16 protein-coding genes are annotated in these 15,356 nt (G+C 68.1%); all 16 read left to right on the top strand.

All coding sequences use genetic code 11. The features are described 5' to 3' along the window. Window positions 1-649: 649 nt before the first annotated feature. Window positions 650-1,972: an ATP/GTP-binding protein gene (locus LO762_RS23890; protein WP_230618178.1), complete on the top strand. Its 1,323-nt coding sequence runs from the start codon at window positions 650-652 to the stop codon at window positions 1,970-1,972. After that, window positions 1,969-2,595, top strand: a complete 627-nt coding sequence (locus LO762_RS23885) for an RloB family protein (RefSeq protein ID WP_230618177.1) — start codon at window positions 1,969-1,971, stop codon at window positions 2,593-2,595. Before LO762_RS23890 ends, LO762_RS23885 begins: the two co-directional genes overlap by 4 nt. Window positions 2,596-2,738: 143 nt before the next feature. After that, window positions 2,739-2,972, top strand: a complete 234-nt coding sequence (locus tag LO762_RS23880) for a DUF4229 domain-containing protein (protein WP_230618175.1) — start codon at window positions 2,739-2,741, stop codon at window positions 2,970-2,972. Window positions 2,973-2,981: 9 nt separating this feature from the next. After that, on the top strand, window positions 2,982-3,701 hold the full coding sequence (locus LO762_RS23875) for a demethylmenaquinone methyltransferase (RefSeq protein ID WP_230618172.1): 720 nt from the start codon (window positions 2,982-2,984) through the stop codon (window positions 3,699-3,701). A 102-nt stretch (window positions 3,702-3,803) separates the two neighbouring features. Then, window positions 3,804-5,054: a geranylgeranyl reductase family protein gene (locus LO762_RS23870; protein ID WP_230618171.1), complete on the top strand. Its 1,251-nt coding sequence runs from the start codon at window positions 3,804-3,806 to the stop codon at window positions 5,052-5,054. A 119-nt stretch (window positions 5,055-5,173) separates the two neighbouring features. Beyond that, on the top strand, window positions 5,174-5,533 hold the full coding sequence (locus LO762_RS23865; RefSeq protein ID WP_230618449.1) for an NADH-quinone oxidoreductase subunit A: 360 nt from the start codon (window positions 5,174-5,176) through the stop codon (window positions 5,531-5,533). Between the two features lie 6 nt (window positions 5,534-5,539). After that, window positions 5,540-6,094 (top strand): NADH-quinone oxidoreductase subunit B family protein, encoded by a 555-nt coding sequence (locus LO762_RS23860; RefSeq protein ID WP_230618169.1) that lies wholly within the window; start codon window positions 5,540-5,542, stop codon window positions 6,092-6,094. Further along, a complete protein-coding gene (locus tag LO762_RS23855) occupies window positions 6,091-6,738 on the top strand; it encodes an NADH-quinone oxidoreductase subunit C (protein ID WP_230618167.1) in 648 nt (215 codons plus the stop codon). Before LO762_RS23860 ends, LO762_RS23855 begins: the two co-directional genes overlap by 4 nt. Then, the gene (locus LO762_RS23850) at window positions 6,735-8,093 is read left to right on the top strand and encodes an NADH-quinone oxidoreductase subunit D (RefSeq protein ID WP_230618165.1); all 1,359 of its coding nucleotides are present in this window, start codon (window positions 6,735-6,737) and stop codon (window positions 8,091-8,093) included. The genes LO762_RS23855 and LO762_RS23850 overlap by 4 nt, the downstream gene beginning before the upstream one ends. Further along, on the top strand, window positions 8,090-8,770 hold the full coding sequence (nuoE, locus tag LO762_RS23845; protein WP_230618163.1) for an NADH-quinone oxidoreductase subunit NuoE: 681 nt from the start codon (window positions 8,090-8,092) through the stop codon (window positions 8,768-8,770). The genes LO762_RS23850 and nuoE overlap by 4 nt, the downstream gene beginning before the upstream one ends. Further along, on the top strand, window positions 8,767-10,059 hold the full coding sequence (gene nuoF / locus LO762_RS23840) for an NADH-quinone oxidoreductase subunit NuoF (protein ID WP_230618161.1): 1,293 nt from the start codon (window positions 8,767-8,769) through the stop codon (window positions 10,057-10,059). Before nuoE ends, nuoF begins: the two co-directional genes overlap by 4 nt. After that, complete coding sequence (locus LO762_RS23835) at window positions 10,060-12,459, top strand: NADH-quinone oxidoreductase subunit G (RefSeq protein WP_230618159.1); 2,400 nt, start codon at window positions 10,060-10,062, stop codon at window positions 12,457-12,459. Beyond that, window positions 12,459-13,775, top strand: a complete 1,317-nt coding sequence (gene nuoH, locus LO762_RS23830) for an NADH-quinone oxidoreductase subunit NuoH (protein ID WP_230618158.1) — start codon at window positions 12,459-12,461, stop codon at window positions 13,773-13,775. Before LO762_RS23835 ends, nuoH begins: the two co-directional genes overlap by 1 nt. Continuing rightward, a complete protein-coding gene (nuoI, locus tag LO762_RS23825) occupies window positions 13,762-14,289 on the top strand; it encodes an NADH-quinone oxidoreductase subunit NuoI (protein WP_230618156.1) in 528 nt (175 codons plus the stop codon). The genes nuoH and nuoI overlap by 14 nt, the downstream gene beginning before the upstream one ends. Beyond that, entirely contained in the window at window positions 14,289-15,056 is a 768-nt protein-coding gene (locus tag LO762_RS23820) for an NADH-quinone oxidoreductase subunit J (RefSeq protein ID WP_230618153.1), read from the top strand. Before nuoI ends, LO762_RS23820 begins: the two co-directional genes overlap by 1 nt. Beyond that, window positions 15,053-15,346, top strand: coding sequence for an NADH-quinone oxidoreductase subunit NuoK (gene nuoK, locus LO762_RS23815; RefSeq protein ID WP_230618151.1), 294 nt, complete (start codon window positions 15,053-15,055; stop codon window positions 15,344-15,346). Before LO762_RS23820 ends, nuoK begins: the two co-directional genes overlap by 4 nt. Window positions 15,347-15,356 lie beyond the last annotated feature (10 nt).

Below are 15,356 nucleotides of genomic sequence, written 5' to 3'. Positions count from 1 at the left end.
CCCGCCCCCCGTCAACCCCAGGACCGCGGGGTCGGTGACGACGCGGCCCTGGAACAGGCAGTCGCCCGTGACGGGGTCGACACGTCTGTCGGCGTCGTGAGGTTGAGGTAGCCGCTGATCAGCTCCACGGAGACGAGGTCCGCGTCGTTCATCGAGAACGACTCGCCCGCGACCGCCCCGAGCCGGTACCAGAGCACGTCCTCTTCGAGCAGGAACAGCCACCGCGCGTGGGGGCGTCTGGTACACCCGGTGCACTCGCACCTGCCAGTACTCGTCCCGCAGCCCGCGGTCTCCTGGGATCTCGTACTGTCGGTCTTCGGGGCCTTCTCCTTCTCCGACCCCCGTCCCTTGGCCGTCTACGGAAGTCGCCGCAGGTCATCGTCACCCACCCCTACCCGCAGGCATTGAGCGCCCGAGGCGGGTCGGGTGGGGAGGCCGGTCAGACCGGAGATTTCCCCGCGCACACCCCACGGTCTCGCACGGTGGCCTGATCCACCCTCTCTTGCGCTGGACGACCCAGGCCACGGCAAAGAGGTGTGAAGTAGTGAAAATCATATGATTAGACACTGTGCGAGTCCTCATACTTGAGAAAATGCAGGTTTCCCGCAATAGTTGGGCTATGCAAGACCATCCATCCTTCTCTCAGTCGATGATGTTGGCGTTCCGTGCTGAGAACGTGCGATCGTTCCGTGACGCCATCGATCTCTCGATGATGGCGACGGCTCTGGCGGAGCCCGGGGTGCCGAGGGAACTTCCTTGGCGTCAGGGAGGTCGGCATCCGGTGCGTGTGCTGCCCGCCGCCGGAGTCTTCGGAGCCAATGCAGCGGGTAAGAGCAACCTGCTCCGGGTGCTGCATGACATGAGGCACCTGGTGGTCAGTTCGTTCCGATCGAGCACGCGGAGGGCCAAGGTCGATCGCGAGTACTTCAAGCTTGATCCCGCTTCGGCGGAAAAGCCGTCGCGGTACGAGATCGACCTGATACTCGAGGGTGTCAGGTACGAGTACGGTTTTGTGGTCGATGACGTCCATGTGATAGAGGAATGGGCGAGGTTCTTCCCCAAGGGAAAGGCCGCCACTCTTTTTCACCGGTCAAAGGACGAACTGGATCTTGGCTCCAGGAACAGGATGATCGGGCGGACGGTGGAGACGCTGATGCGGCCACACGTCCTGTTCCTGTCCGCGGCTGGTGCCACTGACCATCCGGACCTTCTGCCTCTCTACGAATGGTTCGAACAGAATCTGATACTGGTTGAGGCGTCGACGCGTGCGCGACGATGGGTGGCGACGACCCATCTTCTCAGCACTGAGTTCAGCCGTGAACACGTACTGGCTCTCCTGCACGCGGCCGACCTCGGAATCACCGGTGCCAGGGTCCGCAAACCAGACCCGCAGATGATGGAGCGTATCCAGCGGGCCGCCATGATTCTTATGGGCAGGGAAGACGATCCCGAAGTCGCGGAGATGGACTTCGATTTCGCTGAGACGGGCCTCATGCTCAGCCATCGGGGCACTGCGGGAGACGTCGAACTCGAAGTCCACGACGAGTCGCTGGGAACGCTCGTCTGGTTCGGCCTCATCGGCCCGGTGACGGCCGCGCTGGCGACAGGCACCGTCCTGCTGGTGGACGAGATCGAGGCGAGTCTCCATCCCGTCCTGGTGGGCGAGTTGGTCCGCGCCTTTCAGAACCCTGAATCGAATCCGCACGGTGCGCAGATCGTCTTCAACTCGCATGAGGCGGCCTTGCTGGGTGACTCCTCGGGGAACCGGGTCATCGGCCGGGACCAGGTTTGGTTCGTGGAGAAAATCAACGACGGATCGTCTCGCCTTTATCCGCTCTCGGACCTGAATCCGAGAAAAGAGGAGGCCGTGGGCCGTCGGTATCTGACCGGCAGGTATGGGGCCACTCCTATCGTCAGTACCGAAGAGTTCGTGGAGGCGATGAGCAAGGCTGTGGGGATGGTCGAAGAATGAGTCGCACTCGTGGCAGGCTCAACCGATCGGTCACCAGTACCGCAAAGAAGTATCAGATCCTTGTCTTCACTGAGGGGAAGAAGACCGAACCCCTTTATCTCAACCACTGGTCCCGTCTCCACCGGGAAAGGGTCATCGTCAAGGTCGCAGACTTTCATGCAGACCCCTTCTCGCTGGTGCGGGAGGCCGCATCCCAGAAGAAGTCGGATGAGAGGTCTGCGAGGAAAGGAAGAGGTGACTCGTTCGATGAGTACTGGTGCTCCTTCGATATTGACGAGCATCCCAAGATTCCGCAGGCGATCCAGATGGCTGCGGAGAACGGAATCTCCCTGGCGATATCCAACCCGTGCGTGGAACTCTGGTTCGCTCTCCATTTTCGTGATGTGCCCACATACATCCACCGATACGACGTGCAGAGAGAGGTCCGGGACCTCCTCAAGTGCGGGAAGGCGCTGCCCCCGGCGGCTCTCGGCCGGTTGGCGGACAACTTTCAGGCAGCGAAGGGGCGAGCCGTCCTCTTGGATCGGAAGCACGCGGCCGACGGTTCAGCACCCGGTACGAACCCGAGTTCGAACATGTGGTCGCTCATCGAAGTGATCAGGCGAAGCCCTGATCCCCTATGACCGCACCACCCCGCTGACGCTGGTGCACACCATCTGACGTTTCCCCCGTCGGAGGCGTGGCGGCTCCCGACGGGCAGGGTCGGCGGGTGTTGGGGGTGGGTCGGGGGGAGGGGGGGAGGGGTGGGGGGTAGCCTCGTAGGACCATGCGTTCTGTACTTGCTTATTCGGTGTCTCGGTTTTTGTTGTTTGCCGCGACGGCTGCGATCTTGTTTTTGATCGGGGTCACGGGGTTGTTGAACCTTGCGCTCTCGGTGTTGATCTCCGGGATCGTGAGTTATGTGGTGTTGTCCAAGCAGCGGGACGCGGTGTCCACGGTGGTGGCGGAGCGGGCGCAGCGGGGGCGGGGTGACGGGGGAGAAGAGGGGGGCTCGCACTAAGGTGCAGGTATGAGCCGTGCCGATCTGGACAAGAAGCCCTCTGACGTCGCCGCGATGTTCGACGACACGGCGGAGCGGTATGACCTGCTGAACAGCCTCATGACCGGTGGGCGGGATCGGGTGTGGCGGAAGGCCGTCGCGCGGGCCGTCGCGGCGCGGCGCGGCGAGCGGGTGCTCGACCTCGCGGCGGGCACCGGAACGTCGGCGGCGGCACTGGCCGCGGACGGCGCGGACGTCGTCGCCTGCGACTTCTCGCTCGGCATGCTCCAGGTCGGCACCAGGCGCCAGGAGGGAACCGCCGGGCTCACGTTCGTGGCGGGTGACGCGCTCAGGCTCCCGTTCCGCGACAGCGCCTTCGACACGGTGACGATCTCGTTCGGCCTCCGCAACGTCGCCGACGTGAACACGGCGCTCCGCGAACTGCTGCGGGTCACCAAACCGGGCGGAAAACTCGTCATCTGTGAGGTCAGCCACCCAGGCAACCCTTTGTTGCGGACGGGCCACCGCCTCCACCTGAAGGTGGGCCTGCCCTTCCTGGCCCGGTTCAGCTCGAACAAGGACTCCTACACCTACCTGGCCGAGTCCACCCTGAGGTGGCCCGACCAGCGCGGGCTCGCCGCCCAGCTGCGTGAAGCCGGGTGGGAGCGCGCCCAGTGGCGCGACCTCACCTTTGGTGTCGCCGCCATCCACCGCGCCTGGAAGCCGGAGATCATTTCCGACGGCGGCTGACCTCCTCTGCCGTCGGGAACGCCCACGGGTGTAGCCTCGCTTCCGAGAGAGTTTGTGAAGTTGTTCACAAACGCACTTGAGCGGAGCGAAGAAGGTCGGCTGTTGAGCGAGCACTCCCCCGAAGCCGCGGATGTCATCGTCGTCGGGGCCGGACCCGCCGGATCGACGACGGCGTACTACCTCGCGCAGACGGGCCTGAAGGTCCTCCTACTGGAGAAGGCCACCTTCCCGCGTGACAAGATCTGCGGCGACGGCCTCACCCCCCGCGCGGTCCGCCAACTGATCGCCATGGGCGTGGACATCAACGCGCCGGGCTGGATCAGGAACAAGGGCCTGCGGATCTACGGCGGCGGCGTCAAGATCGAACTGCCCTGGCCGGAGCTCGCGACGTTCCCCGACTTCGGCCTCGTCCGCCCCCGGATGGACCTCGACGCCCTCCTCGCGGAGCACGCCGTGAAGGCGGGCGCGACCCTCATGCAGGGCACCACGGTCACCGAGCCGATCATCGACGAGCGCAGCGACCGCGTCGCCGGCGTCCGCACGAAGGACGGCCGCGAGTACCGCGCGCCCCTCGTCGTCGCCGCCGACGGCAACTCGGCCCGGCTGGCGCTCGCGCTCGACATCCGCAAACGCGAGGACCGCCCGATGGGCGTGGCCGTCCGGCGCTACTACGAGACGCCCAGGCACAACGACGACTACCTGGAGTCGTGGCTCGAACTGTGGGACGGCGACAAGCTGCTCCCCGGCTACGGCTGGGTGTTCGGCTGCGGCAACGGCACGTCCAACGTCGGACTCGGCCTGCTGAACACGTCCAAGTCGTTCCAGAACACCGACTACCGCGAGATGCTGCGCCGCTGGACCGCGAACATGCCGCCGGAGTGGCAGTTCGACGAGGAGCACGCGACGGGGCCCGTCCGCGGCGCGGCCCTGCCGATGGGCTTCAACCGGCAGCCGCACTACTCCCGGGGCCTGCTGCTCGTCGGCGACGCCGGCGGCATGATCAACCCGTTCAACGGCGAGGGCATCGACTACGCGATGGAGAGCGGCCACCTGGCCGCCGACATCATCGTGCAGGCGCTGGCCCGCCCGACCGCCGCACAGCGGGAACGGGCGCTCTACGAGTACCCGCGCATCCTCAAGGAGGAGCACGGGGGGTACTTCACGATCGGGCGCGTGTTCGTGAAGGCCATCGGCGACCCGCGGGTGATGAAGTTCGCCACCCGGCACGGGCTGCCCCATCCGACGCTGATGCGGTTCACGCTGAAGCTCCTGGCCAACCTCACCGATCCGCGCGGGGGAGACGCGATGGACCGGGTCATCAACGCGATGACCCGGATCGCCCCGTCGGCCTGACCTGCCCCGCCCCGACAACTGCAAACCCCACTGGTACGGACCAATGCGCGTTCTCACTAGGATGACACAGCTCACAGCGGTGAGCTGTGTCACGAACTCTGAGGGGGGTGTGTGATCCCGTGGACCTCTACCTGCCGATCGTCGTGCTCGGGGCGTTGGCGGCGGCCTTCGCCATCGGCTCGGTGGTCATGGCTGCCTTCACCGGCCCCAAACGCTGGAACCGGGCCAAGCTCGAAGCCTACGAATGCGGGATCGAGCCGACCCCGCAGCCGGTAGGCGGCGGCCGGTTCCCCGTGAAGTACTACCTCACGGCGATGCTCTTCATCGTCTTCGACATCGAGATCATCTTCTTGTATCCCTGGGCCGCGTCGTTCGACCGCCTCGGCCTCTTCGGACTCGTCGAAATGGTGCTGTTCATCGTCACCGTCCTTGTCGCGTACGCCTACGTGTGGCGGCGCGGCGGCCTGGAGTGGGATTGATTCACCATGGGTCTTGAAGAGAAACTCCCGAGCGGCTTCCTGCTCAGCACCGTCGAACAGGTGGCGGGCTGGGCGCGGCGCAGCTCCGTGTGGCCCGCGACGTTCGGCCTCGCCTGTTGCGCCATCGAGATGATGGCGACCGGCGACCCGAGGCACGACATGGCCCGGTGGGGCATGGAGCGCGCTTCGGCGACGCCGCGGCAGGCGGACCTGATGATCGTGGCCGGGCGGGTGAGCCAGAAGATGGCGCCCGTCCTCAGGCAGATCTACGACCAGATGTCGGAGCCCAAGTGGGTGATCGCGATGGGCGTCTGCGCCTCTTCTGGAGGCATGTTCAACAACTACGCGATCGTCCAGGGCGTTGACCACATCGTACCAGTGGACATCTACCTGCCCGGGTGCCCCCCGCGTCCGGAGATGCTCCTCGACGCCATCCTGAAACTGCACGACAAGATCCAGAACACCAAGCTGGGCGTGCAGCGGGAGCGGCAGATCCAGGAGCTGGAGAAGGCGAAGCTGCGGCAGTTGCCGCTGCTCGGGCAGTCCGGAGCACGGTCATGAGCGAGACAGGCGGCGTCGCGCGCCGCGGCATGTTCGGCGCCGGCAGCACGGGCGACACCTCCGGTTACGGCGGTCTTGTCGTGCGACGTCAGGTGGCCGCCTCGTCCCCCCGCCCGTACGGCGGCTACTTCGACGACGTCGCCGACCACATGGAGCGCTCCGGTCTGGGCGACGCCATCGAGCGCACCGTCGTGGACCGGGACGAGATCACGTTCTTCGTCAAACGCGAGCGGATCCGCGACGTGGCGGCGGTCATGCGCGACAACCCCGAGCTGCGTTTTGAGCTGCTGTCGGGCGTCTCCGGGGTGCACTACCCGCTGGAGGAGGGCGGCGAGCTGCACGCGGTGTACCACCTGCTGTCGATGACGCACAACCGGCGGGTCCGGCTTGAGGTCGCGATCCCGGACGCCGACCCGCACGTCCCGTCCGTCGTCTCCGTCTACCCGACGGCCGACTGGCACGAGCGGGAGACCTGGGACTTCTTCGGGATCATCTTCGACGGGCACCCGGCGCTGACCCGCATCGAGATGCCGGACGACTGGGTCGGCCACCCGCAGCGCAAGGACTACCCCCTCGGCGGCATCCCCGTCGAGTACCGCGGCGCGGAGGTCCCGCCGCCGGACGAGCGGAGGTCGTACTCATGACCACCACCTACGACGCCTACAGTGCGGGCGCCACCGACGACGGCACCGCCGAAGGCAAGGTGTTCAACCTCGCCGGGTCCGACTGGGACGAGGTCGTCGCGGGCGCCAAGGACGCGGCCGACGACGAGCGCCTCGTCGTCAACATGGGCCCGCAGCACCCCTCGACGCACGGCGTGCTCCGGCTGATCCTCACCCTCGACGGCGAGTCCGTCGACGAGGTGAGGGTCGGCATCGGCTACCTGCACACCGGCATCGAGAAGAACATGGAGTACCGCACCTGGACGCAGGGCACCACGTTCTGCACCCGGATGGACTACCTCGCGCCGATCTTCAACGAGACGGCGTACTGCCTCGCGGTGGAGAAGCTGCTCGGCGTCACCGACAAGATCCCCGAGCGGGCCAACGTCATCCGGGTGATGATGATGGAGCTCAACCGGATCTCCTCGCACCTCGTCGCGATCGCCACGTTCGGCCTTGAGCTGGGCGCGACGACGGTGATGCTCAACGGGTTCGTCGAGCGCGAGTACACCCTCGACCTGTTCGAGGAGATCACCGGGCTGCGGATGAACATGGCTTACATCCGTCCGGGTGGTGTCGCCCAGGACATCGGGCCTGCCGCGATCGCGAAGCTGCGCGCCTACCTTGAGCGCATGCCGGAGCGGTTCGGGCAGTTGCGCAAGCTGCTGGACGCGAACCCGGTCTACCTGGCCCGCACCAAGGACGTCGCCTACCTCGACCTCACGGGCTGTATGGCGCTCGGCGTCACCGGCCCGGTGCTGCGCAGCGCAGGTCTTCCGTGGGACCTGCGCAAGACGCAGCCGTACTGCGGCTACGAGACGTACGACTTCGAGGTGCACACGCAGGACACCTGCGACGTGTACGGCCGCTATCTCGTCCGGATGGCCGAGATGGAGGAGTCGCTGAAGATCGTCGAGCAGTGTGTGGAGCGGCTCACCAAGGGCTCGGCGAAGGACGGCCCGGTGATGATCGAGGACAAGAAGATCGGCTGGCCCGCGCAGCTCGCGATCGGCACGGACGGCATGGGCAACTCGCCGGCCCACATCGGGCACATCATGGGTGAGTCCATGGAGGCCCTCATCCACCACTTCAAGCTGGTGACCGAGGGGTTCCGGGTGCCCGCCGGGCAGGCGTACGCGGCGGTGGAGTCCCCCCGCGGCGAACTCGCCGCGCACGTGGTGTCCGACGGCGGCACCCGCCCGCACCGGGCGCACTTCCGCGACCCGTCCTTCGTCAACCTTCAGGCAACGGCCGCGATGTGCGAGGGCAGTTACGTCGCCGACGTCATCGCCGCCGTCGCGTCCCTCGACCCCGTGATGGGAGGTGTCGACCGTTGAGTTCCACCAGCCACTTCCCTGAGGGCTCCCCGTACGACGTGGAGACCCGGCAGCGTCTGGAGCAGGACGCCAAGGAGATCATCGCGAGGTATCCGAAGACGCGCAGCGCGTTGCTGCCGATGCTGCACCTGGTGCAGTCGGTGGACGGGTGTGTGACGCAGGAGGGTGTGAACTTCTGCGCGGCGGTGTTGGACGTGACGCCCGCGCAGGTCACCGGCGTCGCGACGTTCTACACGCAGTACAAGCGGCGGCCGATGGGCGACTACCACGTGGGCGTGTGCATCAACACGCTGTGCGCGGTGCTCGGCGGCGACGAGATCTGGGACGCGCTCAGCGAGCACGTCGGCGTCGGGCACGACGAGGTCACCGAGGACGGGAAGGTGTCGTTGGAGCGGCTGGAGTGCAACGCCGCCTGCGACTTCGCCCCGGTGATGATGGTCAACTGGGAGTTCTACGACAACCAGACCCCCGAGACCGCCAAGCGACTCGTCGACGACCTGCGCGCCGGACGCCCGGTGCCGCCCACGCGCGGCCCGGATTCGCTCTGCACGTTCAAGCAGGCGTCCCGCGTGCTCGCCGGATTCCCCGACGGACGCGCGAACGAGGGCGTCCAGGCGGGCCCGGAATCCGTGGTCGGCCTTGAGCTGGCCAAGGAGAAGGGATGGGAGGCGCCGTGACGACACTCACCCCCGTCCTCACCAGGAACTGGGACCAGGCGGACTCCTTCACCCTCGCGGGCTACGAGCGGGACGGCGGTTACTCCTCCCTGCGTCAGGCGCTCACGATGGAGCCTTCGGCGATCGTCGAGGCGGTCAAGGACTCGGGGCTGCGCGGCCGTGGCGGCGCCGGCTTCCCCACCGGCATGAAGTGGGGATTCCTCGCCCAGGGCACCGGCAAACCCACCTACCTGGTGGTCAACGCCGACGAGTCCGAGCCCGGGACGTGCAAGGACATCCCGCTGATGCTCGCGAACCCGCACGTGCTGGTCGAGGGAATCGTCATCAGCTCCTTCGCGATCGGCGCGCACCAGGCGTTCATCTACGTGCGCGGCGAGGTCCTGCACGTCATCCGGCGGCTCCAGCAGGCGGTCGCGGAGGCGTACGAGGCGGGTTACCTCGGCACCGACATCCTCGGGTCGGGTTTTGACCTGGAACTCGTGGTGCACGCCGGCGCGGGCGCCTACATCTGCGGCGAGGAGACGGCGCTGCTGGACTCGCTCGAAGGGTTCCGGGGACAGCCCAGGCTGAAGCCCCCCTTCCCCGCCGTGGCGGGCCTTTACGGCGGACCCACCGTGGTGAACAACGTCGAGTCCATCGCGTCGGTTCCCTCGATCGTCGGCAGGGGCGCGGACTGGTTCGCCTCGATGGGCACCGAGAAGTCCAAGGGCTTCGGCATCTTCTCGCTCTCCGGCCACGTCACCAGGCCCGGCCAGTACGAGGCGCCGCTCGGCATCACGCTGCGCGAACTGCTGGAGATGGCGGGCGGCATCCGCGAGGGCCACGAGCTGAAGTTCTGGACGCCCGGCGGCTCCTCCACCCCGATCTTCACGGCCGAGCACCTGGACGTGCCGCTGGACTTCGAGTCGGTCGGCGCGGCCGGGTCGATGCTCGGCACCCGCGCGTTGCAGATCTTCGACGAGACGACGTGCGTGGTGCGGGCCGTCTCCCGGTGGACGGACTTCTACGCGCACGAGTCCTGCGGCAAGTGCACGCCGTGCCGCGAGGGCACCTACTGGCTCAAGCAGATGCTGAAGCGCCTGGACGCCGGGCAGGGCACCGAAGAGGACCTGTCCACGATGAACGACATCGCCGACAACATCCTCGGCAGGTCGTTCTGCGCGCTCGGCGACGGCGCGACGAGCCCGATCCACTCGTCGATCAAGTACTTCCGCGAGGAGTACCTGGCGCACTTCACCCACGGCGGGTGCCCGTTCGACCCCGCCAAGTCCACGAAGTGGGGCGCATAAATGACCGCGACTTCCGAGACGGGCGTCGTTCCCCGGGAGGACCTCGTCTCCCTCACCATCGACGGCTTCGAGATCTCCGTCCCGAAGGGGACCCTGGTGATCCGGGCCGCCGAACTGCTCGGCATCCAGATCCCCCGGTTCTGCGACCACCCGCTGCTCGACCCGGTCGGCGCCTGCCGCCAGTGCCTGGTCGACATCCCCGACGCCGGGAACGGGCGGGGCTTCCCCAAGCCGCAGGCGTCCTGCACGATCCCGGTCGCCGCCGGCATGGTCGTCAACACCCAGCTCACGTCCCCGGTCGCCGACAGGGCGCAGAAGGGCGTGATGGAGTTCCTGCTCATCAACCACCCGCTGGACTGCCCGGTCTGCGACAAGGGCGGCGAATGCCCGTTGCAGAACCAGGCGATGTCCAACGGGCGCGGTGAGTCCCGGTTCACCGAGCGCAAGCGCACGTTCGCCAAGCCGCTGTCGCTGTCGTCGCAGGTGCTGCTGGACCGCGAGCGCTGCATCCAGTGCGCGCGCTGCACCCGGTTCTCCGACCAGATCGCCGGCGACCCGTTCATCGACCTGTTCGAGCGCGGCGCCAAGGAGCAGGTCGGGACGGCGGACGGCGAGCCGTTCTCGTCCTACTTCTCCGGCAACACCGTGCAGATCTGCCCGGTCGGCGCGCTGACCGGCGCCGCCTACCGGTTCCGGGCGCGGCCGTTCGACCTGGTGTCGTCGCCGTCGGTGTGCGAGCACTGCTCGTCGGGCTGCGCGCTGCGCACCGACCACCGGCGCGGCAAGGTCACCCGGCGCCTCGCCGGGGACGACCCGCAGGTGAACGAGGAGTGGAACTGCGACAAGGGAAGGTGGGCGTTCACCTACGCCACCCAGCCCGACCGGCTCCGCTACCCGCTCGTCCGCAACGAGGACGGCGTCCTTGAGCCCGCGTCGTGGCCGGAGGCGCTGCGCGTCGCGGCCGAGGGGCTGGGCTGGAAGCGCGCGGGCGTGCTCACGGGCGGACGGCTCACCCTGGAGGACTCCTACGCGTACGCGAAGTTCGCGCGGATCGCGCTCGGCACCAACGACGTGGACTTCCGGGCCCGTCCGCTGAGCGCGGAGGAGGCCGACTTCCTGGCGTGGGGCGTGGCAGGGCACGGTATCGAGGTGTCGTTCTCCGATCTGGAGAAGGCTCCCGTCGTGCTGCTGGCGGGCCTGGAGCCCGAGGAGGAGGCGGCCGCCGTCTTCCTGCGGCTGCGCAAGGCCGTCCGCAAGCACGGGCTCAAGGTGCTGTCGATCGCGCCGTTCGCCAGCCGGGGCCTCACCAAGCTGAACGCCAGGCTCCTCCAGGCGGCGCCGGGCGGCGAGCCGGAGGCGCTCAGCATCTCCGGCGAGGCGGCGCGGGAACTCGCCGCCGACGGCTCGGTGATCCTCGTCGGCGAGCGGCTCGCGCAGGTGCCGGGCGCGCTCAGCGCCGTCGTGCGGCTCGCCCAGTCCACCGGCGCGCGGCTCGCGTGGATCCCGCGCAGGTCGGGTGAGCGCGGCGCCGTCGAGGCGGGCGTGCTGCCGGGCCTGCTGCCCATCGGACGGCCCGTCACCGACCCGCTCGCGCGGGCCGAGGTCGCCCGGGTGTGGGGCGTCAGCTCCGTGCCGGACGCGCCCGGCCGCGACACCCAGCACATCCTCGCCGCCGCCTACTCCGGCGACATCGAGGCGCTGGTCATCGGCGGCGTCGACCCCTACGACCTGGCCGACCCCGAGTTCGCGCTCGCCGCGCTGGACCGGACGCCGTTCATCGTCAGCCTGGAGCTGCGGGCCAGCGCCGTCACCGACCGCGCCGACGTGGTGCTGCCGGTCGCGGCGGTCGCCGAGAAGGCCGGCACGTTCGTCAACTGGGAGGGCCGCGGCAGGTCCTTCGAGCGGGCGCTGAAGGTGCCCGGCGCGCTCACCGACCTCGCCGTGCTCGGCGCGCTCGCCGACGAGCTCGACTTCCACCTGGGCCTGCCCGACGCCGCCGCCGCGCGGCGCGAGCTGGCCGAACTCGGCTCCTACAAGGGCGAGCGGCCCGAGGCGCCGACCACCCTCACCGAGTTCACCTACACGCCCGGCGACGGGGAGGCGCTGCTCGCCACCTGGCGGCTGCTCCTGGACGACGGCTCCCTCCAGGACGGCGAACCGCACCTGAAGGGCACCGCGCGGCCCGCCGTCGCCCGGATGTCGCGGGCGACCGCCGACGCCAACCGGCTGTCCGGCCTCGTGACGGTCTCCACCGACACCGGCGCGGTCACCCTGCCGCTCGTGGTGGACGACCTGCCCGACGGCGTCGTCTGGCTGCCCGGCAACAGCGGCGGCGTCCGCGTCCTGAAGGAACTGGGCGCGACGGCGGGCAGCGTCGTGAAGATCGGAGGGGTGCTCTGATGGAGGACTACCCGTATCCGACACTGTCGGACTTCGGCAAGGACCCCTGGTGGCTGATGCTGGGCAAGGTCCTGGCTATCTTCGTCTTCCTTGTCCTCACCGTGCTGCTGTCCATGTGGGTGGAGCGCCGGATCATCGGCCGGATGCAACTGCGCGTCGGCCCCAACCGGTGTGGCCCGTTCGGCCTGCTCCAGGGCCTCGCCGACGGCGTCAAGCTGGCGCTGAAGGAGGACATCGTCCCGGCGGGCGTCGACAAGGTCGTCTTCTGGTCGGCCCCGGTCATCGCCGCCGTCCCGGCGTTCATCTCGTTCGTCGTCATCCCGTTCGGCCCGACCGTGTCGGTGTTCGGCCACCAGACCCCGCTCCAGGGCACCGACCTTCCGGTCGCGGTGCTGCTGGTGCTGGCGATGGCGTCGCTCGGCGTCTACGGGTTCGTGCTGGCGGGCTGGGCGTCGATGTCGCCCTACTCGCTGCTCGGCGGGCTGCGCTCCAGCGCCCAGGTGATCTCCTACGAGATCGCGATGGCGCTGTCGTTCGTCGGGGTGTTCCTGTTCGCCGGGACGCTCTCGACGTCCGGGATCGTCGCCGCCCAGCACGACCGCTGGTTCGTGGTGATGCTGCTGCCCTCGTTCGTGATCTTCGTGATCACCATGATGGGCGAGTCCGGCCGCATCCCGTTCGACCTGCCCGAGGGCGAGGGCGAGATCGTCGGCGGCTTCCACACCGAGTACTCGTCGCTGAAGTTCGCGATGTTCTTCCTCGCCGAGTACATCAACCTCGCGACGCTGTCCGCGCTGGCCACCACGCTGTTCCTCGGCGGCTGGCGGGCCCCCGCCCCGATCTCGACGTTCTGGGCGGGCGCGAACGAGGGCTGGTGGCCCATCCTGTGGTTCCTGGTGAAGATGTGGATGTTCATCTTCTTCTTCATCTGGCTGCGCGCCGCGCTCCCGCGCGTCCGCTACGACCAGCTGATGAAGCTCGGCTGGAAGGTCCTCATGCCGGTCTCGCTCGGCTGGATCCTCCTCATCGCCACCTTCCGCGCGCTCGGCAACGCCGGGTACAGCCCGCTGGTGTTCGTCGTCGGCACCTCGGCGCTGCTCGCGATCATCGCCGGGATCTCGGTGGTGGTGGACCGGCTGCGCCGCGACCGCGCCCGCGCCGCCGAAGCCGACCAGGAGCCCGCCCGGCCCACCGCCGTCAAGCCCGACCCGTTCGCCGGCGGGTTCCCCGTACCGCCGCTGGACGCCCCGCACTACCACGGCGCCGTCCCGCGGCCCGCGACCGAGAAGAAGGAGGTCGAAAGTGGGATTCACTGACTTCCTGAACCCGGTCAAGGGGTTCGGGGTCGCTTTCCACCAGCTGTTCACCAAGGTAGAGACGGTCCAGTACCCGGAGGTCAAACTCCCGACCGCGCCCCGCTTCCACGGCAGGCACCAGCTCAACCGCTGGCCCGACGGCCTGGAGAAGTGCATCGGGTGCGAGCTGTGCGCCTGGGCCTGCCCCGCCGACGCGATCTACGTCGAGGCGGGCGACAACACCGACGAGGACAGGTTCTCGCCGGGCGAGCGGTACGGCCGCGTCTACCAGATCAACTACCTGCGCTGCATCCTGTGCGGGCTGTGCATCGAGGCGTGCCCGACCCGGGCGCTCACCATGACCAACGAGTACGAGCTGGCCGACGACAGCCGGGAAGCCCTCATCTACACCAAGGAGATGCTGCTCGCGCCGCTGCGCGAGGGCATGACCGAGCCGCCGCACCCGATGGAGCTCGGCGACACCGAGGAGGACTACTACCGGCTGGGGCTGGGCGCCAAGGACGGTGACTTCTGATGGTCACCTTCTGGATCCTCGCGGTGGTGTCCGTGGCCGCCGCGCTCGGCATGATCTTCCAGAAGAAGGCGGTGTACTCGGCGCTGCTGCTGGCGATCGTCATGCTCTGCCTCGCCGCGCTCTACGCCGTCCAGGACGCGCCGTTCCTCGCGCTCGTGCAGGTGATCGTCTACACCGGCGCGGTGCTGATGCTGTTCCTGTTCGTGCTGATGCTCGTCGGCGTCTCCACCACCGACTCACTGGTGGAGACGATCTCCGGGCAGCGGCTCTGGGCGGGGATCGCCGGGCTCGGCTTCGGCGGCCTGCTCGTCTTCGGGTTCGGCTCGGCCGTCTTCTCCGAGGACGTCGGCCTCGCCGCCGCCAACGCCGAAGGCAACGTCGTCGGGCTCGCCCGGCTGATCTTCGGCAGGTACGTGTTCGCCTTCGAGGTGACGAGCGCGCTGCTCATCACCGCGGCGCTCGGCGCGATGGTGCTGGCGCACAAGGAACGGGCCCGGCCCAAGGCGACGCAGCGGGAGCTGTCGGAAGAGCGGTTCAAGTCCGGGACGCACCCGGGCAACCTGCCCGCGTCCGGCACCTACGCCCGGCACAACGCGGTGGACATGCCCGCGCTGCTGCCCGACGGCTCCGTCTCGGAGCTGTCGCTCAACCCCGTCCTCACCGGCCGCGGCGACGACCCCGCGGAACGGCACACCGACCTCGGCGGCGTCAGCGAGGCCGAGGCGATCGAGGAGGACCTCAAGGCCGTGCAGGAGACCCAGCAGTGAGCCACTACCTCGTCCTCTCCTCGCTCCTGTTCACCATCGGCGCCGTCGGCGTGCTCACCCGCCGCAACGCCATCGTGGTGTTCATGTGCGTCGAGCTGATGCTCAACGCCACCAACCTCGCCTTCGTCAGCTTCGCCAAGCTGCACGGCAACCTGGACGGCCAGATCATCGCGTTCTTCGTGATGGTCGTCGCCGCCGCCGAAGTCGTGGTCGGGCTGGCGATCATCATGACCATCTTCCGAACCCGCAGGTCCTCGTCGGTCGACGACGCGAACCTGCTGAAGTACTAGGAGCGGGGCA

Source organism: Actinocorallia sp. API 0066 (assembly GCF_020991275.1).
Taxonomy (GTDB): Bacteria; Actinomycetota; Actinomycetes; order Streptosporangiales; family Streptosporangiaceae; genus Actinocorallia.
Note: the sequence above shows the minus strand (reverse complement) of the source record. Positions and strands in the feature narration are given on the sequence as shown.

Bases quoted from the DNA above. Each gene is read 5' to 3' on its own strand.
- LO762_RS23890 (WP_230618178.1), top strand. From the start codon at position 650: ATGATGTTGGCGTTCCGTGCTGAGAACGTGCGATCGTTCCGTGACGCC.
- LO762_RS23885 (WP_230618177.1), top strand. From the start codon at position 1,969: ATGAGTCGCACTCGTGGCAGGCTCAACCGATCGGTCACCAGTACCGCA.
- LO762_RS23880 (WP_230618175.1), top strand. From the start codon at position 2,739: ATGCGTTCTGTACTTGCTTATTCGGTGTCTCGGTTTTTGTTGTTTGCC.
- LO762_RS23875 (WP_230618172.1), top strand. From the start codon at position 2,982: ATGAGCCGTGCCGATCTGGACAAGAAGCCCTCTGACGTCGCCGCGATG.
- LO762_RS23860 (WP_230618169.1), top strand. From the start codon at position 5,540: ATGGGTCTTGAAGAGAAACTCCCGAGCGGCTTCCTGCTCAGCACCGTC.
- LO762_RS23855 (WP_230618167.1), top strand. From the start codon at position 6,091: ATGAGCGAGACAGGCGGCGTCGCGCGCCGCGGCATGTTCGGCGCCGGC.
- LO762_RS23850 (WP_230618165.1), top strand. From the start codon at position 6,735: ATGACCACCACCTACGACGCCTACAGTGCGGGCGCCACCGACGACGGC.
- LO762_RS23835 (WP_230618159.1), top strand. From the start codon at position 10,060: ATGACCGCGACTTCCGAGACGGGCGTCGTTCCCCGGGAGGACCTCGTC.
- nuoH (WP_230618158.1), top strand. From the start codon at position 12,459: ATGGAGGACTACCCGTATCCGACACTGTCGGACTTCGGCAAGGACCCC.
- LO762_RS23820 (WP_230618153.1), top strand. From the start codon at position 14,289: ATGGTCACCTTCTGGATCCTCGCGGTGGTGTCCGTGGCCGCCGCGCTC.